24 protein-coding genes are annotated in these 18,328 nt (G+C 59.4%); 18 read left to right on the forward strand and 6 right to left on the reverse strand.

Features of this window, described 5'->3' with window-relative positions; all coding sequences use genetic code 11:
- Nucleotides 1–38: 38 nt before the first annotated feature.
- From gshB to ACODS3_RS05545, 7 genes are all read left to right on the forward strand, one after another.
- Nucleotides 39–992, forward strand: coding sequence for a glutathione synthase (gene gshB / locus ACODS3_RS05515; RefSeq protein ID WP_201003855.1), 954 nt, complete (start codon nt 39–41; stop codon nt 990–992).
- 99 nt (nt 993–1,091) lie between these two features.
- Entirely contained in the window at nt 1,092–1,994 is a 903-nt protein-coding gene (locus ACODS3_RS05520) for an energy transducer TonB (protein WP_201003857.1), read from the forward strand.
- Between the two features lie 75 nt (nt 1,995–2,069).
- Entirely contained in the window at nt 2,070–2,639 is a 570-nt protein-coding gene (locus ACODS3_RS05525; RefSeq protein WP_201003859.1) for a YqgE/AlgH family protein, read from the forward strand.
- Nucleotides 2,639–3,079 (forward strand): Holliday junction resolvase RuvX, encoded by a 441-nt coding sequence (ruvX, locus tag ACODS3_RS05530; RefSeq protein ID WP_201003860.1) that lies wholly within the window; start codon nt 2,639–2,641, stop codon nt 3,077–3,079. The genes ACODS3_RS05525 and ruvX overlap by 1 nt, the downstream gene beginning before the upstream one ends.
- A 97-nt stretch (nt 3,080–3,176) precedes the next feature.
- Entirely contained in the window at nt 3,177–3,695 is a 519-nt protein-coding gene (gene pyrR / locus ACODS3_RS05535) for a bifunctional pyr operon transcriptional regulator/uracil phosphoribosyltransferase PyrR (RefSeq protein WP_201003861.1), read from the forward strand.
- A 12-nt stretch (nt 3,696–3,707) separates the two neighbouring features.
- Nucleotides 3,708–4,712, forward strand: a complete 1,005-nt coding sequence (locus ACODS3_RS05540) for an aspartate carbamoyltransferase catalytic subunit (protein WP_201018874.1) — start codon at nt 3,708–3,710, stop codon at nt 4,710–4,712.
- The gene (locus ACODS3_RS05545; protein WP_201003863.1) at nt 4,709–5,980 is read left to right on the forward strand and encodes a dihydroorotase; all 1,272 of its coding nucleotides are present in this window, start codon (nt 4,709–4,711) and stop codon (nt 5,978–5,980) included. Before ACODS3_RS05540 ends, ACODS3_RS05545 begins: the two co-directional genes overlap by 4 nt.
- Before the next feature lie 60 nt (nt 5,981–6,040).
- On the opposite strand, the gene ACODS3_RS05550 is transcribed toward ACODS3_RS05545, so the two are convergent.
- A complete protein-coding gene (locus ACODS3_RS05550; protein WP_201003864.1) occupies nt 6,041–6,445 on the reverse strand; it encodes an NINE protein in 405 nt (134 codons plus the stop codon).
- A gap of 250 nt (nt 6,446–6,695) precedes the next feature.
- Between ACODS3_RS05550 and ACODS3_RS05555 the strand changes: the two genes are divergently transcribed.
- Nucleotides 6,696–7,388: a C40 family peptidase gene (locus ACODS3_RS05555; RefSeq protein WP_201018875.1), complete on the forward strand. Its 693-nt coding sequence runs from the start codon at nt 6,696–6,698 to the stop codon at nt 7,386–7,388.
- A gap of 34 nt (nt 7,389–7,422) precedes the next feature.
- Here the strand turns inward: ACODS3_RS05555 and ACODS3_RS05560 are convergent, their stop codons facing one another.
- Entirely contained in the window at nt 7,423–8,457 is a 1,035-nt protein-coding gene (locus tag ACODS3_RS05560; RefSeq protein WP_201018876.1) for a type IV pilus twitching motility protein PilT, read from the reverse strand.
- Between the two features lie 55 nt (nt 8,458–8,512).
- On the opposite strand from ACODS3_RS05560, the gene ACODS3_RS05565 reads away from it, so the two are divergent.
- The 9 genes from ACODS3_RS05565 to ACODS3_RS05605 all read left to right on the forward strand — a co-directional run bounded on the left by ACODS3_RS05565 (nt 8,513) and on the right by ACODS3_RS05605 (nt 15,158).
- Nucleotides 8,513–9,199, forward strand: a complete 687-nt coding sequence (locus ACODS3_RS05565; protein ID WP_489033644.1) for a YggS family pyridoxal phosphate-dependent enzyme — start codon at nt 8,513–8,515, stop codon at nt 9,197–9,199.
- 22 nt (nt 9,200–9,221) lie between these two features.
- Nucleotides 9,222–10,040, forward strand: coding sequence for a pyrroline-5-carboxylate reductase (gene proC, locus ACODS3_RS05570; RefSeq protein WP_201018878.1), 819 nt, complete (start codon nt 9,222–9,224; stop codon nt 10,038–10,040).
- Between the two features lie 27 nt (nt 10,041–10,067).
- On the forward strand, nt 10,068–10,658 hold the full coding sequence (locus ACODS3_RS05575; RefSeq protein ID WP_201003869.1) for a YggT family protein: 591 nt from the start codon (nt 10,068–10,070) through the stop codon (nt 10,656–10,658).
- Between the two features lie 134 nt (nt 10,659–10,792).
- The gene (metX, locus tag ACODS3_RS05580) at nt 10,793–11,932 is read left to right on the forward strand and encodes a homoserine O-succinyltransferase MetX (RefSeq protein ID WP_201003870.1); all 1,140 of its coding nucleotides are present in this window, start codon (nt 10,793–10,795) and stop codon (nt 11,930–11,932) included.
- A gap of 7 nt (nt 11,933–11,939) precedes the next feature.
- Nucleotides 11,940–12,560, forward strand: coding sequence for a methionine biosynthesis protein MetW (gene metW, locus ACODS3_RS05585; protein WP_201003871.1), 621 nt, complete (start codon nt 11,940–11,942; stop codon nt 12,558–12,560).
- 26 nt (nt 12,561–12,586) lie between these two features.
- The gene (locus ACODS3_RS05590; protein WP_201018879.1) at nt 12,587–13,021 is read left to right on the forward strand and encodes a DUF4426 domain-containing protein; all 435 of its coding nucleotides are present in this window, start codon (nt 12,587–12,589) and stop codon (nt 13,019–13,021) included.
- Nucleotides 13,018–13,614, forward strand: coding sequence for an RdgB/HAM1 family non-canonical purine NTP pyrophosphatase (gene rdgB / locus ACODS3_RS05595; RefSeq protein ID WP_304574721.1), 597 nt, complete (start codon nt 13,018–13,020; stop codon nt 13,612–13,614). The genes ACODS3_RS05590 and rdgB overlap by 4 nt, the downstream gene beginning before the upstream one ends.
- Nucleotides 13,611–14,825 (forward strand): radical SAM family heme chaperone HemW, encoded by a 1,215-nt coding sequence (gene hemW, locus ACODS3_RS05600; protein WP_236124167.1) that lies wholly within the window; start codon nt 13,611–13,613, stop codon nt 14,823–14,825. Before rdgB ends, hemW begins: the two co-directional genes overlap by 4 nt.
- A 9-nt stretch (nt 14,826–14,834) precedes the next feature.
- Nucleotides 14,835–15,158: a DUF3392 domain-containing protein gene (locus ACODS3_RS05605; RefSeq protein WP_025262281.1), complete on the forward strand. Its 324-nt coding sequence runs from the start codon at nt 14,835–14,837 to the stop codon at nt 15,156–15,158.
- Nucleotides 15,159–15,224: 66 nt separating this feature from the next.
- Here ACODS3_RS05605 and trmB read toward each other — a convergent pair whose 3' ends face one another.
- The 4 genes from trmB to ACODS3_RS05625 form a co-directional block, all read right to left on the reverse strand.
- The gene (trmB, locus tag ACODS3_RS05610) at nt 15,225–15,872 is read right to left on the reverse strand and encodes a tRNA (guanosine(46)-N7)-methyltransferase TrmB (protein WP_236124183.1); all 648 of its coding nucleotides are present in this window, start codon (nt 15,870–15,872) and stop codon (nt 15,225–15,227) included.
- 97 nt (nt 15,873–15,969) lie between these two features.
- A complete protein-coding gene (locus ACODS3_RS05615; RefSeq protein WP_025262283.1) occupies nt 15,970–16,764 on the reverse strand; it encodes a thiazole synthase in 795 nt (264 codons plus the stop codon).
- Between the two features lie 46 nt (nt 16,765–16,810).
- On the reverse strand, nt 16,811–17,011 hold the full coding sequence (gene thiS, locus ACODS3_RS05620) for a sulfur carrier protein ThiS (protein WP_117166447.1): 201 nt from the start codon (nt 17,009–17,011) through the stop codon (nt 16,811–16,813).
- 99 nt (nt 17,012–17,110) lie between these two features.
- Nucleotides 17,111–17,494: a DUF423 domain-containing protein gene (locus ACODS3_RS05625; protein WP_489033650.1), complete on the reverse strand. Its 384-nt coding sequence runs from the start codon at nt 17,492–17,494 to the stop codon at nt 17,111–17,113.
- An 81-nt stretch (nt 17,495–17,575) separates the two neighbouring features.
- Here ACODS3_RS05625 and mtgA point away from each other — a divergent pair, with 81 nt between their 5' ends.
- Entirely contained in the window at nt 17,576–18,286 is a 711-nt protein-coding gene (mtgA, locus tag ACODS3_RS05630) for a monofunctional biosynthetic peptidoglycan transglycosylase (RefSeq protein WP_201003884.1), read from the forward strand.
- Nucleotides 18,287–18,328: the final 42 nt, after the last annotated feature.

The following is an 18,328-nucleotide window of genomic DNA, read 5'->3' on the forward strand; positions in this document are numbered from 1 at the left end:
AGGCCGTCATGGCCGTTATCGATCAGAGGATATTACCCATGAGCGTTCGCTTAGGGATTGTCATGGACCCCATTGAGCGCATCTCCTATAAAAAGGACAGCTCGCTGGCCATGCTGCTTGCCGCACAGGAGCGTGGCTGGTCGCTGTTCTACATGGAGCAACAGGACCTGTACCAGAACGCTGGCCAGGCGCGCGCCCGGATGAAACCGCTCAAGGTCTTCGCCGACCCGGCACACTGGTTCGAACTGCAGGACGAAATCGACACCGGCCTTGATGATCTGGACGTGATCCTGATGCGCAAGGACCCGCCATTCGACATGGAATTCGTCTACACCACTTACCTGCTGGAACAGGCCGAGCGTGCAGGCGTGCTGATCGTCAACAAACCTCAGAGCCTGCGTGACTGTAACGAAAAGCTGTTCGCCACCCTGTTCCCGCAATGCACTCCGCCAACGCTTGTCAGCCGTCGCCCGGACATTCTTCGTGAATTCGCCGCGCAGCACGGCGACGTGATCCTCAAGCCGCTGGACGGCATGGGCGGCGCGTCGATCTTCCGCCATCGCGCAGGCGACCCGAACCTGTCGGTGATTCTGGAAACCCTGACCGCCCACGGCACCCAGCAAATCATGGCGCAGGGCTATTTGCCCGCCATCAAGGACGGCGACAAACGCATCCTGATGGTCGATGGCGAACCTGTGCCTTACTGCCTGGCGCGTATCCCGGCAGCAGGCGAAACCCGCGGCAACCTGGCCGCTGGCGGTCGTGGCGAAGCTCGCCCGCTGACTGAAAAGGATCGCTGGATCGCTGAGCAGATCGGCCCTACCCTGCGTGAAAAAGGCCTGATCTTCGTCGGTCTTGACGTGATTGGCGAGCATCTTACCGAAATCAACGTCACCAGCCCGACCTGTATCCGAGAAATCGACAATGCCTTCGGCACCAACATCGGCGGCTTGCTGATGGATGTGATCGAGAAGAAACTGCAAGCTCGGTAAAAGTGCATTTCGCGAATGAATCCGCTCATACCGTAGGAGCGAATTCATTCGCGAAGCAATAATGATGAAACGGATTTTGAACGAGACACTGAGCCGCCAATGACATCCATGGCCAGAAACGACCTCCCCCTCGAACTGTCGACAGTGGGTGTGCGTCCAGCCGATCGTCTGGGCTTCACCATAATGATCGCCGCGCTGATCCATGCCGCGGTGATTCTTGGTGTGGGTTTCACTTATGTAAAACCCGAGCAGATATCCCAGACGCTGGAAATTACTCTCGCCACCTTCAAAAGCGAGGAAAAACCCAAACAGGCGGACTTCCTGGCTCAGGACGACCAGCAAGGCAGCGGCACCCTGGACAAGGCCGAAACGCTCAAGACCACGGAAATCGCGCCTTATCAGGACACCAAGGTCAACAAGGTGACACCGCCACCGGCCAACAAGCCCGTGGAAAAACAGGAAGCACCGAAAACCGCTGTCGCCACCATCGCTCCTTCCCCGCAGCACACGACAGCCAAACGCGAAGAGGTCAAACCCGAACCTGCCGCCAAGGAAGCGCCTTCCTTCGACAGTTCGCAACTGAGCAATGAAATTGCCAGCCTTGAGGCCGAACTCTCGGCCGAGCAGCAACTGTATGCCAAGCGACCGAAGATCCATCGCCTCAATGCGGCCTCGACCATGCGCGACAAGGGCGCCTGGTACAAGGATGACTGGCGCAAGAAAGTCGAACGGGTCGGCAACCTGAACTACCCGGAAGAGGCGCGCCGCCAGCAGATCTACGGCAACCTGCGGCTATTGGTCTCTATCAATCACGACGGCTCGTTGTATGAAGTGCTGATTCTGGAATCCTCAGGCCATCCTTTGCTGGATCAGGCCGCACAACGAATTGTGCGTCTTGCAGCGCCATTTTCGCCGTTCACCGGCGATCTGGCTGACATCGATCGCCTGGAAATCATCCGCACCTGGAAGTTCGCACGGGGCGACAAGCTTTCGAGCAACTGATGGTTCCTTCACAAACTGGAAGGCTGCTATAACTGACAGTTGTCAGGCTTGCCCAGCAGCGCCACACTAAGGCTCATGAAAAACGTATCCCCAAGCTATCTCAAGCATCAGTTCCTGATTGCCATGCCGCACATGCATGATCAGAACTTCGCGCAAACCTTGACGTATATCGTCGAGCACAACGCCAATGGTGCCATGGGGCTGGTGATAAACCGCCCGCAGAGCCTGAGTCTGGCCGATGTGCTCGAACAATTGCGACCGGAGCTGCCCGCTCCTGTGCGTTGCCAGCACATTCCCATTCATTCCGGCGGCCCGGTGCAGACCGACCGCGGGTTTGTCCTGCATCCAAGCGGCCAGGTCTTTCAGGCGACTGTCGAGCTGGGTGGCGTCTCGCTGTCCACCTCGCAGGACGTACTGTTTTCCATCGCGGACGGCTACGGGCCTGATCAGAATGTGATCGCCCTGGGCTATGCCGGTTGGGACGCCGGCCAACTGGACGCCGAAATGGCCGCCAATGCCTGGCTGACCTGCCCTTTCGACCCTGCCATCCTGTTCGAGACCGACAGTGAGTTGCGGCTCGACGCAGCGGCAGCACGTCTGGGCGTCAATCTGAATCTGCTCTCGACTCAGGCAGGTCACGCCTGATGGCTGCATTGCGCCTGCTTCTGGGTTTCGATTACGGCACCAAACAGATCGGTATTGCGGTCGGCCAGGCCATTACCGGCCAGGCTCGCGAGCTTTGCACCCTCAAGGCACAGAACGGCGTCCCGGACTGGGACAAGGTTCAAGCCCTGATTACAGAGTGGAAACCCGATGCCATTGTGGTCGGCCTGCCGCTGAATATGGACGGTACGCCCAGCGAAATGAGCGCCCGCGCCGAAAAGTTCTCGCGCAAGCTCAATGGCCGCTTCAATATCCCGGTCTACACCCACGATGAACGCCTGACCACCTTTGAAGCCAAGGGCGAGCGCATGGCGCGTGGCGGTCAGCGGGGCAGTTATCGCGACAACCCTGTGGATGCCATCGCCGCCGCGCTCTTGCTGCAAGGCTGGCTCGATGCCAATCCCGAATTGCTGAATGCGTGACTTTTCAAGCCAGAACAGCTTCGAGATACCCGGATTTCAAGTTTCCGCCTGAGCAGCGCGCCCGATGGGCTGTGCTCGGGCCTTTAAAGGAGCAATCATGAGCTTGCCCAATCCCTCCGATCTGATTCGTCAGATGGCCACCGATCTGAGCACTCACCTGAGCAAACGTGGCATCAGCGACCCTCGTTTCATTGGCATCCGCACAGGCGGTGTATGGGTCGCACAGGCACTGCTCAAGGCCCTGGAGAACAATTCGCCGCTCGGGACGCTGGATGTGTCGTTCTATCGCGATGACTTCAGCCAGAACGGCCTTCATCCCCAGGTTCGTCCATCCGAGCTGCCTTTCGAGATCGAAGGCCAGCATCTGGTCCTGATCGATGATGTGCTCATGAGCGGCCGCACCATTCGTGCAGCCCTCAACGAACTGTTCGACTACGGACGTCCGGCCAGCGTAACGCTGGTCTGCCTGCTGGATCTGGACGCCGGAGAGCTGCCGATTCGCCCTAACGTGGTGGGCGCGTCGCTTTCACTGGCACCCGACGAGCGCGTCAAGCTGACCGGCCCCGAGCCGCTGGCGCTCGAGCTTCAAGACCTTTCCACCGCTTCAGCCCTTTAAGAGTCCCTTGCGATGACGCCTCTCGACGCCAAGCGCCCGCTGCAACTCAATCATCAGGGTCAGCTGCGCCATTTTCTGTCTCTGGACGGCTTGCCCCGCGAGCTGCTCACCGAAATCCTCGACACGGCTGACTCCTTCCTTGAAGTCGGCGCCCGTGCGGTGAAGAAAGTCCCGCTGTTGCGTGGCAAGACCGTCTGCAACGTGTTCTTCGAGAACTCGACACGCACACGGACCACCTTCGAGCTTGCAGCCCAGCGGCTGTCGGCCGATGTCATTACCCTCAACGTCTCGACTTCTTCGACCAGCAAGGGCGAGACGCTGTTCGACACCCTGCGCAATCTGGAAGCCATGGCTGCCGACATGTTTGTCGTGCGTCATGCCGACTCCGGCGCAGCGCACTTCATTGCCGAGCACGTGTGCCCGGAAGTGGCGATCATCAACGGCGGCGACGGCCGTCACGCGCACCCGACCCAAGGCATGCTCGACATGCTGACGATCCGACGCCACAAGGGCAGTTTCGAGAATCTGTCGGTAGCCATCGTCGGCGACATCCTGCACTCGCGAGTGGCACGCTCCAACATGCTGGCCCTCAAGGCACTGGGTTGCCCGGACATCCGCGTCATCGGACCAAAAACCCTGTTGCCCGTGGGCATCGAGCAATACGGCGTCAAGGTCTATACCGATCTGGCTGAAGGCCTGAAGGATGTAGACGTGGTCATCATGCTGCGCCTGCAACGCGAGCGCATGACTGGCGGCCTGCTGCCCAGCGAAGGCGAGTTCTATCGCCTGTTCGGCCTGACCACTGCACGTCTGGCGGGAGCCAAGCCTGATGCCATCGTCATGCACCCTGGCCCGATCAACCGGGGCGTGGAAATCGAATCGGCAGTCGCCGACGGCGCGCACTCCGTCATTCTCAATCAAGTGACCTACGGGATCGCCGTGCGCATGGCCGTGCTCTCCATGGCCATGAGCGGACAAACCGCACAACGACAATTCGAGCAGGAGAACGCCCTGTGAAGCTCAGCATTCTCGGCGCTCGCGTCATCGACCCGCTCAGCGGGCTGGATAAAGTCACGGACCTGCACCTTGAAGCGGGCAAGATCCTCGCCATCGGCGCTGCACCCGCAGGCTTCGAGCCCAGCCAGACCATCGATGCCAACGGCCTTGTCGCCGCACCCGGCCTCGTTGACCTCAATGTTTCCCTGCGCGAACCGGGTTACAGCCGCAAAGGCACCATCGCCAGCGAAACACGCGCCGCAACGGCAGGCGGCGTCACCAGCCTGTGCTGCCCGCCACGCACCAAGCCGGTACTCGATACCTCGGCGGTCGCCGAACTGATCCTGGACCGCGCCCGCGAGGCCGGATACAGCAAGGTCTTCCCTATCGGCGCCTTGAGCAAAGGGCTGGAAGGCGAGCAACTGGCAGAACTGATTGCCCTGCGCGACGCCGGTTGTGTGGCGTTCGGCAATGGCTTGAGCAGCTTCAGCAATACCCGCACCCTTTGCCGGGCGCTGGAATATGCAGCCACTTTCGACCTGACGGTCATCTTCAACTCACAGGATCGCGACCTGGCTGAAGGCGGCCTGGCCCATGAAGGCCCGACCGCCAGCTTCCTTGGCCTGGCCGGTATCCCGGAAACAGCGGAAACCGTAGCGTTGGCCCGCGACCTGCTGCTGGTGGAGCAAAGCGGCGTACGCGCTCACTTCAGCCAGTTGACCAGTGCCCGCGGCGCAGCCCTGATTGCTCAGGCGCAAGCCCGTGGCCTGCCGGTCACTGCCGACGTGGCCTTGTATCAACTGATTCTGACTGACGAAGCGCTGATCGACTTCTCCAGCCTCTATCACGTCCAGCCGCCACTGCGCACCCGCGCCGACCGCGACGGCCTGCGTGAGGCCGTGAAATCGGGTGTGATTCAAGCCATTTCCAGCCATCACCAACCGCACGAACGCGACGCCAAGCTGGCACCGTTTGGCGCGACCGAGCCGGGCATCAGCAGCGTCGAACTGCTGCTGCCGCTGGCAATGACCCTGGTTGAGGATGGCTTGCTCGACCTGCCAACACTGATCGCCCGCCTGAGCTCAGGCCCGGCAGCAGCCTTGCGCCTGCCAGCCGGCCAACTGAGCGCTGGCTCGGCGGCGGATCTGGTGCTGTTCGACCCGGCCGCTTCGACGGTTGCCGGCGAGAAATGGCTGTCCAAAGGCGATAACTGCCCGTTCCTCGGCCATTGCCTGCCGGGAGCGGTGCGTTACACGCTGGTGGATGGGCGGATCAGTTATAGCGCCTGACCCAGGTTCGCGAATGAATTCGCTCCTACACGGTAGGAGCGGATTTATCCGCGAAGAACCTCAGCCGCGTTGCGCATTCCTGATGGATATCTGGTTATTCATTGTCCAGAAGTCATACAGCACGCCCAGCAGAAACACTCCGCCTGTCAGCAGATAGATCAACCCGGTAATCCACTTCCCCTGATACATGCGGTGTACGCCGAAAATCCCCAGGAAGGTCAGCAGCAGCCAGGCCACGTTGTAGTCGGTCGAGCCCTGATTGAAGCGCAGGTCGGCCTCGCGATCCATGGACGGGATCAGGAACAGGTCGATCAACCAGCCAATCCCCAACAAGCCAAAGGTGAAGAACCAGATGGTGCCGGTCACCGGCTTGCCGTAGTAAAAACGGTGAGCCCCCAGAAAGCCGACAATCCACAGCAGATACCCCAAAAGCTTGCTGTGAGTATCAGGACGATAGCTGTTCATTTCTTACCTCTTCGGTCTGATAGAAAAAAATATGTGTGAATTTTGTGACTTCATTGAAGCGTTCCGACGTATGGCATTACGTCGTTGATTGATGAGCCAACCCCTTGCCAGCAAAGGGATTGAGCGGAAAACCGAAAGAGTGTGTCGCATAAAACGTAAGGATGCGACTGTGATCGAGTCGACAAATGGGGTCGGGTTTTGTCAAAAAGCTGTTATAAAGTTGCGCGCTGACCACTATGAGCCTTGCCGAATGCGTCCTTTTTTCAAGACATGGCTAACCATTTGCCTCTTTATGCCTCTGGCCGCCCACGCCACCAACCGTGAGCAACAACTTCCTGCGAGCTTCACCGGCTATACCGCGAAGAACCACTTTTCCCCAGTCATCACTCCTCGCAGTATCCCTCTGGAAGTCTCTATTCCTCTCAAGCTTCAAAGTGCCACCGACACTCAGATTCCGGCACCTCGAAAGAATTCAGCCAGGCCTGTCAAAGCAGCCAAGGCCACCAAGGCCGTGCCGACCGTCAATGCCAGGCAAGGTAATGCTGTCGTGAAACGGGCCTTGCAGGCAGTCGGCACGCCTTATCGCTGGGGTGGAACCACTCCGGGCAAGGGGCTGGATTGCAGCGGGCTGGTGAAATACGCCTTCAACGATGTGCAGGAAGTCGATCTGCCGCGCACCTCCAATGCCATGGCCGAAGGTCACGGTCAGAAGGTTGATCGCAAGGATCTGAAGCCGGGTGATCTGCTGTTCTTCAACATCAAGAGCCGCAATATCAATCATGTAGCCATCTACCTGGGCAATGACCGCTTCGTCCACGCCCCGCGTCGTGGCAAGGCCGTGACTGTCGATACGCTGAAAAAGCCGTACTGGAGCAGTCACTACAAGATCGCCAAGCGCGTGCTGCCTAAACAGACCACGCCCCTGCACGTCGCCCAGCGATGAGGCAAAGGCCTGCCTCACCGGCAGGCCGGCTTCCCTAGAAGTTGTCGGGCACCTTGGCCCGCTCGCGCGCACTCTCGCGGGTGATCACCCCCTTCTTCAGCAGATCAGCCAGACACATGTCCAGCGTCTGCATGCCCACCGAGCCGCTGGTCTGGATGGCCGAGTACATCTGCGCCACCTTGTCTTCGCGGATCAGGTTACGGATCGCAGGGGTCCCCATCATGATTTCATGAGCCGCCACACGGCCGCCGCCGACCTTCTTGAGCAATGACTGCGACACCACTGCATGCAGCGATTCGGAAAGCATGGAGCGGATCATGGACTTTTCCTGTGCGGGGAATACGTCGACGATCCGGTCGATGGTCTTGGCGGCCGAAGTCGTGTGCAAAGTGCCAAATACCAGGTGACCGGTTTCAGCCGCAGTCAGTGCCAGGCGAATGGTTTCAAGGTCACGCAGCTCACCCACCAGAATCACGTCAGGGTCTTCACGCAGGGCCGAGCGCAGAGCCTCGGAGAAGCCCAGCGTATCGCGATGCACTTCACGCTGGTTGACCAGACACTTCTTGGACTCGTGGACGAATTCAATGGGGTCTTCGATGGTCAGGATATGGTGGTGCTTGTTGCAGTTCAGGTAGTCGATCATTGCCGCCAGGGTCGTCGACTTGCCCGAACCGGTCGGTCCGGTCACCAGGATCAGGCCACGAGGCACATCGGTAATCTTGCGAAACACTTCCCCCATCCCAAGATCTTCCATGCTCAGGATCTTTGAGGGAATGGTCCGGAATACCGCGCCTGGGCCACGGTTCTGGTTGAAAGCGTTGACCCGAAAGCGTGCAATCCCCGGCACCTCGAACGAAAAGTCGGTTTCCAGAGACTCCTCGAAAACCTGACGCTGCTTGTCGTTCATGATGTCGTAGATCAGCGCCTTGACCTCCTTGGCATCCAGCGGCGGCAGGTTGATCCGCCGCACATCGCCGTCAACACGGATCATCGGCGGCAGGCCCGCAGAGAGGTGTAAGTCCGACGCGCCTTGTTTGGCACTGAAAGCCAGCAGCTCGGTAATATCCATACAGCTCCTCAATCACATAGAATGCCGCAGACTTTAGCCCTGCTGGCGCAAATCAATGTCCACGATAGCAGCGAACATTTCAACGCTCGAAGAACGAATTCTCGCAGCGGCACACGCGGCGCAACGCAACCCGTCCTCCATCGGCCTGCTGGCGGTCAGCAAGACCAAGCCTGCCAGCGACCTGCGCGAAGCCTTTGCCGCCGGCCTGCGCGATTTTGGCGAAAATTATCTACAGGAAGCACTGGGCAAACAGCTGGAATTGGCTGACCTGCCCTTGTGTTGGCATTTCATCGGCCCCATTCAGTCGAACAAGACGCGCGCTATCGCCGAGAACTTCGCCTGGGTACATTCCGTGGATCGCCTGAAAATCGCTCAACGCCTGTCCGAACAACGACCTGACAACCTTGAACCGCTCAATATCTGCATTCAGGTCAATGTCAGCGGCGAGGCGAGCAAGTCTGGCTGTACGCCCCAGGATCTGCCAGCGCTGGCGGCCGCCATCAGCGCATTGCCGCGCCTGAAGCTGCGCGGCTTGATGGCGATTCCCGAACCAACAGAAGACAGCGCCGAACAGAACGCTGCATTCGCTGCCGTACGTACACTGCAAGAACAACTGAACCTGCCACTGGACACACTTTCCATGGGCATGAGCCACGATCTGGAAGCCGCCATTGCACAAGGCGCGACCTGGGTGCGGATCGGCACTGCCCTTTTTGGCGCCCGTGACTACGGCCAGCCATAACTCACGCACAAGGACCTTTTTCATGAGCAAGACTCGTATTGCCTTTGTCGGCGCCGGAAACATGGCTGCCAGCCTGATCGGCGGCTTGCGCGCCCAAGGCGTGGAAGCGGCGCTGATCCGCGCCAGTGATCCGGGCGCCGAAACCCGCGAGCGCATCGCAACCGAGCACGGCATCACCGTGGTCGCCGACAACGCAGAAGCCATCGAAGGCGCAGATGTCGTGCTGCTGGCAGTAAAGCCGCAAATGATGAAAGCCGTCTGCGAAGCGCTGCGCCCAAGCCTGAAGCCCCATCAACTGATCGTCTCGATTGCGGCCGGTATCACCTGCGCCAGCATGACCCAGTGGCTGGGCGAGTCGCCTATCGTGCGCTGCATGCCCAACACTCCGGCCTTGCTGCGCCAGGGCGTCAGCGGTCTGTACGCCACCGACAAGGTAAGCGCCGCCCAGCGCGAACAGGCCGAACAATTGCTGTCGGCCGTGGGTATCGCGGTCTGGCTGGATGAAGAGAAACAACTGGATGCCGTGACTGCTGTTTCAGGCAGCGGCCCGGCGTATTTCTTCCTGATGATCGAAGCGATGACTGCGGCGGGCGTAAAGCTGGGCCTGCCCGAAGACGTCGCCAAAAAGCTCACTCTGCAAACCGCTCTGGGCGCCGCACTGATGGCAACCGGCAGCGATGTGGATGCCGCGGAATTGCGTCGCCGTGTGACATCGCCTGCCGGCACCACGGAAGCCGCCATCAAGGCATTCCAGGCAGGCGGTTTTGAAGCGCTGGTAGAAACGGCCCTCAGTGCCGCCGATAATCGTTCGGCAGAGCTGGCCGAACTACTGGGCAAATAATTTTCTAGGCCTTTCTGGAGCAGATCGATGATTGGATTGAACACCGCTGCAATTTACGTCTTGCAAACCATTGGCAGTCTTTATCTGTTGATCATCCTCTTGCGTTTCGTGCTGCAACTGGTGCGGGCGAACTTCTATAACCCGTTGAGCCAGTTCACTGTAAAAGCAACGCAGCCATTGCTCAAACCTCTGCGCCGGGTCATTCCGAGCGTGTTCGGCCTGGACATGTCGTCGCTGGTACTGGCAATCCTCGTGCAACTGATCCTCATGGCCCTGACGCTGCTGCTGAGCTATGGCACCACCGGTGATCCACTGCACCTGCTGATCTGGGCAATCATTGGCGTGACGGCGCTGTTCCTGAAGATATTCTTCTTTGCCCTGATCATCAGCGTGATCCTGTCCTGGGTCGCACCGGGCAGTCACAACCCTGGTGCAGAACTGGTCAACCAGATCTGTGAGCCGGCACTGGCACCGTTCCGCAAGTTCCTGCCCAATCTCGGCGGCCTGGACCTTTCGCCGATCTTTGCCTTCCTCGCCCTCAAGCTGCTGGACATGCTGGTCATCAACAACCTGGCAGCCATGAGCATGATGCCGCAGGTTCTGCGCATGCTGATCTGACGTTTCTTTCGCGAATGAATTCGCTCCCACGGGATGTGCATGGGGGGCGGATTCATCCGCGAAAAGCTTTCCTCTGTTGCCGCTACCCCCCGCGATCTTTAGACTTACGCCTCATTCAAGCGAGAGCAGGGTCGATGCCCACGGTATTCCCCCACGATTCTGTCGGTCTGGTCACACCGCAACTGGCACATTTCAGCGAGCCCCTGGCCTTGGCCTGTGGCCGTTCGCTGCCAGCCTACGACCTCATTTATGAAACCTACGGCCAGCTCAATGCTGCGCGCAGCAACGCCGTACTGATCTGTCACGCGCTGTCGGGGCATCATCACGCTGCGGGTTACCACAGCCCTGAAGACCGCAAACCGGGCTGGTGGGACAGTTGCATCGGCCCAGGCAAGCCAATCGATACCAACAAGTTCTTCGTGGTCAGCCTGAACAACCTCGGCGGCTGCAACGGCTCCACAGGCCCCAGCAGCATCGACCCGGAGACTGGCAAACCCTTCGGCGCCAACTTTCCGGTCGTGACCGTGGAAGACTGGGTCAACAGCCAGGCACGTCTGGCGGACCTGTTGGGTATCGAGCAATGGGCAGCGATTGTCGGTGGCAGCCTGGGCGGCATGCAGGCGCTGCAATGGACCATCAGCTACCCGGATCGCGTGCGCCACTGCCTGGCAATCGCTTCGGCACCCAAGCTGTCGGCACAGAACATCGCGTTCAACGAGGTGGCCCGTCAGGCGATTCTCACCGACCCCGAGTTCCATGGCGGCTCCTTCCAGGAAGTCGGCGTGATCCCCAAGCGCGGCCTGATGCTGGCACGCATGGTCGGGCACATCACGTACCTGTCCGACGACTCCATGGGCGAGAAATTCGGCCGTGGCCTCAAGAGTGAAAAGCTCAACTACGACTTCCATAGCGTTGAGTTCCAGGTCGAAAGCTACCTGCGCTATCAGGGCGAAGAGTTTTCCGGTCGTTTCGATGCCAACACTTACCTGTTGATGACCAAGGCACTGGACTACTTCGACCCTGCGGCCAACTTCAACGACAATCTGGCGAAGACTTTCGCCAGCGCCAAGGCGAAGTTCTGCGTGATGTCCTTTACCACCGACTGGCGCTTCTCGCCTGCCCGTTCGCGAGAGCTGGTGGACGCACTGATGGCTGCCCGCAAGGACGTCTGCTACCTGGAGATCGACGCGCCTCAAGGGCACGACGCCTTCCTGATCCCGATCCCGCGCTACCTGCAGGCTTTCGGTAACTACATGAACCGAATTTCGTTGTGAGGACGCCATGAGAGCCGACCTTGAGATCATCCAGGAATGGATCCCCGCAGGCAGCCGCGTGCTCGACCTGGGTTGTGGCGATGGCGAGTTGCTGACCTGGCTTCGCGACAACAAGCAAGTCACCGGCTACGGCCTTGAAAACGACCCGGACAATATTGCCGAGTGCGTGGCCAAGGGCATCAACGTGATCGAACAGGACCTGGACAAGGGCCTGGGCAACTTTGCCAGCAACAGCTTCGATATCGTGGTCATGACCCAGGCCCTGCAAGCCGTGCATTACCCGGACAGAATCCTCGACGAAATGCTGCGTGTCGGTCGCCAGTGCATCATTACGTTCCCGAACTTCGGTCACTGGCGCTGCCGCTGGTATCTGGCGAGCAAGGGCCGCATGCCGGTGTCCGAGTTCCTGCCTTATACCTGGTACAACACGCCGAACATTCACTTCTGCACCTTTGAAGACTTTGAAGAGCTGTGCCGCGAACGCGAGGCACAAGTGATCGACAGGCTTGCCGTCGATCAACAGCATCGTCACGGGTGGGCCAGCAAGCTATGGCCTAATCTGTTGGGTGAAATCGGCATTTACCGGGTCAGTAGCCCCGGCCTGCTCGACCATCAGATCGCTGTCTGATTCATGGAATGTGAAGGAGAACGAACATGAGCCGCCTGGCTATTTTCCTGCTGACTGCCTGTCTGGGCCTGCCTGCACTGGCAGCCGATGCCATCAAGGGTGAGCGACAGGAAAAGTTTGGCGACATCACCGTTCACTACTCCACCTTCAACTCGACCTTCCTGCAGCCGGAGATCGCCAAAGGCACCGAGCTGATCCGCAGCAAGAATCAGGGCGTGATCAATATCTCCGTGCTGAAGGATGGCAAACCGCAGGCGGCACAGGTCAGCGGCACGATCAAGGACCTGACCAGCGCTTCGATCCCCTTGAGTTTCAAGCAGATCACCGAGCGCGGCGCGGTCTACTACATTGCGCAATACCCTGTGCCACAGCAGGAAAACCGAACCTTCGACATCCACGTTAAAACTGGCAGCGATACCAATAGCTTCAGTTTCAACCAAGAGCTTTTCCCGGGCCAATGATGAACCTCACGCAACTTGTATTGGCCAGCCACAACGGCGGCAAACTCAAAGAACTCCAGGCCATGCTGGGCGACAGCGTGCAGTTGCGCTCCGTAGGCGAGTTCAGCCACATCGAGCCGGAAGAAACCGGCCTGTCCTTCGTCGAGAATGCGATCCTCAAGGCCCGCAACGCCTCGCGCCTTTCCGGCCTGCCGGCACTGGCCGACGACTCGGGGCTGGCAGTGGATTTTCTCGGCGGAGCGCCAGGCATCTATTCGGCACGCTACGCCGACGGCAAGGGTGACGCGGCCAATAACGCCAAGCTGCTGGATGTGTTGAAAGACGTGCCCGACGAGCAACGCGGCGCACAGTTCGTTTGCGTACTGGCGCTGGTTCGCCATGCCGACGACCCGCTGCCGATTCTCTGCGAAGGCCTGTGGCACGGGCGCATCCTGCATGCGGCCAGCGGCGAACATGGCTTCGGTTACGATCCGCTGTTCTGGGTGCCTGAGCGCAACTGCTCCAGCGCCGAACTCAGCCCGACCGAGAAAAACCAGCTCAGCCATCGCGCCCGCGCCATGGCCATACTGCGTCAGCGCCTGGGTCTGCAATGATCCACGATCCACCTGCGCAGCCCCTGTTTCTGGGTGAGGCTGGCTTTTCGTCCGAAAGCCCAAGGGCTGCCCTGCCGCAACTGCCACCGTTGTCGCTGTACATCCATATCCCGTGGTGCGTACGCAAATGCCCGTACTGCGACTTCAACTCTCACACTGCCAGCCCGGTGTTGCCGGAGCAGGAATATGTCGATGCGCTGCTGGCAGACCTGGATCAGGACCTGCCTCACGTCCATGGCCGGGAACTGCGTTCGATCTTCTTCGGCGGCGGTACGCCGAGCCTGTTCAGCGCCGAAGCCTTGGGCCGGCTGCTGGCCGGTGTCGAGCAGCGCATCCGCTTTGCCAGCGATATCGAAATAACTCTGGAAGCCAATCCAGGCACCTTCGAGCAGGTCAAGTTCAGCGCCTATCGCGGGCTGGGCATCAACAGGCTGTCCATCGGCATCCAGAGTTTCCAGGAAGCAAAGCTCAAGGCTCTGGGACGGATTCACAACGGTGACGAAGCGATTCGTGCTGCCGACATGGCGCGCATGGCCGGTTTCGACAACTTCAACCTGGACCTGATGCACGGCCTGCCGGACCAGTCTCAGGACGAAGCCCTGAACGACCTGCGTCAGGCCATCGCACTGGCACCGACACATCTGTCCTGGTATCAGTTGACGCTGGAGCCCAACACCGTTTTCTGGAACCAGCCGCCAGTCCTGCCCGAAGACGACATCCTCTGGGATATTCAGGAAACCGGTCAGCAACTGCTGGCTGACAGCGGCTATGCGCAGTACGAAGTCTCTGCCTATGCCCAGCCCGGCAAGGCAGCGCGACATAACCTCAATTACTGGAGTTTCGGGGACTTCATCGGTATCGGTGCAGGCGCCCATGGCAAACTCAGCCATCCGGACGGTCGCATTGTCCGCACCTGGAAAACACGCCTGCCCAAGGATTATCTCAATCCGAAAAAGCCGTTCCAGGCCGGTTCCAAGCTGTTGAGCGTCGAGGAATTGCCTTTTGAGTTCCTGATGAATGCACTGCGCCTCACAAATGGTGTGGACGCTGCATTATTTCGCGAAAGAACAGGTCTAAGCGTCGATTCACTGGCCAGCGCCCGCCGACAAGCCGAACAACGCGGCCTGCTGCAAGCCGACCCGACACGTCTGGTCGCAACCCCGCAAGGCCAGCTTTTTCTCAATGACTTGCTGCAATACTTTCTGACCTAAGGACCCTGCATGGATCTCATACTCGATCTGCTCGCCACCGTCTCGCGATGGAGTCGCAACAATCTGTCAGAAATTGCACTGGCACTTGTGGGCTGTTTGTTGGTGCTGTTCGGTTCGGACTTCAAGGTATGGATCGAGCAACGTATCAGCAGCATGACAGGCGCATTGCGCATCCCGCTTCTGGCGCTGCTGTGTACCATCGGCAGCGGCCTGGCGCTGATCTATGCAACACCCTGGGTCGTGCGTGGCCTGAGCCAGTTCAACAATTACAGTCTGGCGCCGGTCTTGTTGGTGGTGCTGGTGTTGATCGGTGTGATTGCGGATCGTAAATAGCTTTTCTTCGCGAATGAATTCGCTCCCACATCAGTCTGTGGAAGCGAATTCATTCGCTAACCGGTTTTAAGCCAGCTTCTCGAACTTCAGATCCCACACACCATGCCCCAGGCGCTCACCACGGCGCTCGAACTTGGTGATCGGGCGTTCGGCCGGGCGCGGGACATACTGGTTGTCTTCTGCCTGATTGCGATAACCAGGTGCAGCACTCATCACTTCCAGCATGTATTCAGCGTACGGGCCCCAGTCGGTAGCCATGTGGAACACGCCACCGACCTTCAGCTTGCTGCGCACCAGTGCCGCAAACTCGGGCTGCACGATGCGGCGCTTGTGGTGACGGCTCTTGTGCCATGGGTCCGGGAAAAACAGCATCAGGCGGTCGAGGCTGTTATCGGCGATGCACCGGTTCAGCACTTCGATCGCGTCGCAATCGTAGACCCGCACGTTGGTCAGGCCTTGAGTCAGCGCGCCATTGAGCAACGCACCCACACCCGGCGAATGCACTTCGACACCAATGAAGTCGTGCTCAGGCGCAGCCGCCGCCATTTCCAGCAGCGAGTGGCCCATGCCGAAGCCGATCTCCAGAGTACGCGGCGCTGAACGGCCAAACACCTGATCGAAATCCACAGGGGCGTCAGTCAGCTGCAAGCCGAACTTCGGCAAGCCCTGGTCCAGACCGCGCTGCTGGCCTTCGGTCATGCGACCGGCACGCATCACGAAGCTCTTGATGCGGCGGTGATGGCGCTCTTCGCCTTCTTCGGTAGCAGGCGACTCTGGGTGTGGAACGTGCGAATCAATCATCAACGGGCTCTTACTTGATCAGGCCATCCAGCGGCGAAGATGCGCTGGCATAGAGTTTTCTTGGCATACGCCCGGCGAGGTACGCCAGACGACCGGCAATTACAGCGTGCTTCATGGCCTCGGCCATCATGACCGGCTGCTGAGCATGGGCGATGGCCGAGTTCATCAGCACGGCTTCGCAACCCAGCTCCATGGCGATGGTTGCGTCGGAAGCAGTACCGACACCGGCATCCACCAGAACCGGAACCTTTGTTTCTTCCAGGATGATCTGCAGGTTGTACGGGTTGCAGATCCCCAGGCCACTCCCGATCAGACCCGCCAGCGGCATGATCGCGATACAGCCGATCTCCGCCAGTTGACGGGCGATGATCGGATCGTCGCTGGTGTAGACCATCACGTCGAAACCGTCCTTGACCAGCACCTCGGCAGCCTTGAGGGTTTCGATCACGTTAGGAAACAGGGTTTTCTGGTCAGCCAGCACTTCCAGCTTCACCAGATTGCGCCCGTCGAGCAGCTCGCGGGCCAGACGGCAGGTACGCACAGCTTCGACGGCATCGAAGCAACCGGCCGTGTTAGGCAGAATGGTGTAGCGATCCGGCGGCAGAACGTCCAGCAGGTTCGGCTCGCCCGGGTTCTGACCCAGGTTCGTGCGCCGCACGGCTACCGTGACGATTTCTGCACCCGAGGCTTCGATAGCCAGGCGGGTCTGTTCCATATCCGCGTACTTGCCAGTGCCTACCAGCAGACGCGACTCAAAGGTCCGACCGGCCAGGATGAATGGCTTGTCGCTGCGAACATTGCTCATCGGAAATCCTCTTTAACTAGCACAAGGGGTCATTGCTGTGCCGGGGCTAGCCGCCGCCGATGGCATGGACCACTTCGACCTGATCGCCTTCGCGCAGGACTGTGGATTCATGCTGGCTGCGGGGCACGATATCCAGGTTCAGCTCGACGGCTACCCGGCGTCCGGCAAGATCCAGACGAGCCAACAAAGCCGCGACGGTTTCACCATCGGGCAATTCAAAGGATTCACCGTTCAACTGAATGTGCATGCGAGACAGCAGCCATCATTTTAGGGGCCAGCATTCTAGCCCGATCAGCCGGTATGACCAAGGCAAAGCCGCGCCATTCGTCTCAAGCGCGGCTCGCGATCACTGGGATACGCCACCCAGACGCCAGGCCGCAACGCCCAGGGTCAGCCAACCGATCAGAAAGGCCAGCCCGCCGAAGGGCGTCACGATCCCCAGCTTGCTGATGCCGCTGAGGGTCAGCGCGTACAGGCTGCCGGAGAACAGCACGATACCAACGGCAAAGGAGAAACCGGCCCAGGTGACCAGCCGACCGGGAATCTGTGCCGCGAGCACAGCCACGCCGAGCAAAGCCAGTGCATGGACCAGTTGGTAAAGCACGCCGGTATGGAAAATCGCCAGATATTCGGGGCTCAACCGACCTTTCAGGCCGTGGGCAGCAAATGCACCGAGGGCCACGCCGGTAAAGCCGAAAAAGGCAGCAAGCATCAAAAAGCTACGAAGCATCAAGGATCTCCAGTCAAAAATCGTCCAATGGCGCACGGTCTGTATAATGGCCCGCTCAACGGGTTCGGCCAAGCCATCTCTATGCTGCGTTTTCTCTTGCATCGTGTCGCCAAAACCCTGCTGTGGTTTGCAGCAGGCAGTTTCATTCTGGTTCTTGTCCTGCGCTGGGTCCCGCCACCGGGCACGGCGTTGATGGTCGAGCGCAAGATTGAATCATGGATTGATGGCGAGCCCATTGACCTGCAGCGCACCTGGCAGCCGTGGAACAGGATTTCCGATAGCTTGAAAGTCGCGGTCATTGCTGGCGAGGACCAGAAATTCGCCGAGCACTGGGGTTTTGATATCAGCGCCATTCAGGCAGCGATCCTGCACAACGAGCGTGGCGGCTCGATACGCGGGGCCAGTACGCTGAGCCAGCAAGTTTCGAAAAACCTGTTTCTGTGGTCGGGCCGCAGCTATCTGCGCAAAGGGCTTGAAGCCTGGTTCACGGCCCTGATCGAGCTGCTGTGGTCCAAAGAGCGCATTCTTGAGGTGTACCTCAACAGCGTCGAGTGGGATGAAGGTGTATTCGGCGCACAAGCCGCAGCGCAGCATCACTTCGGCATCAACGCCAGCGCCCTGTCGACGCAGCAGGCCAGCTACCTCGCCGCCGTACTGCCCAACCCGCGCCAATGGAGCGCCAGCCATCCCAGCAGCTATGTCTCGCGCCGTGCGGGCTGGATTCGTCAGCAGATGCGTCAGTTGGGTGGAGACAGTTATCTGGCGGGGTTGAACAGTAGTCGCAAGCTGTAATTACTGCCTTCGCGAATGAATTCGCGACACAGATACAAAAAC

This window comes from Pseudomonas sp. FG43 (genome assembly GCF_057809175.1).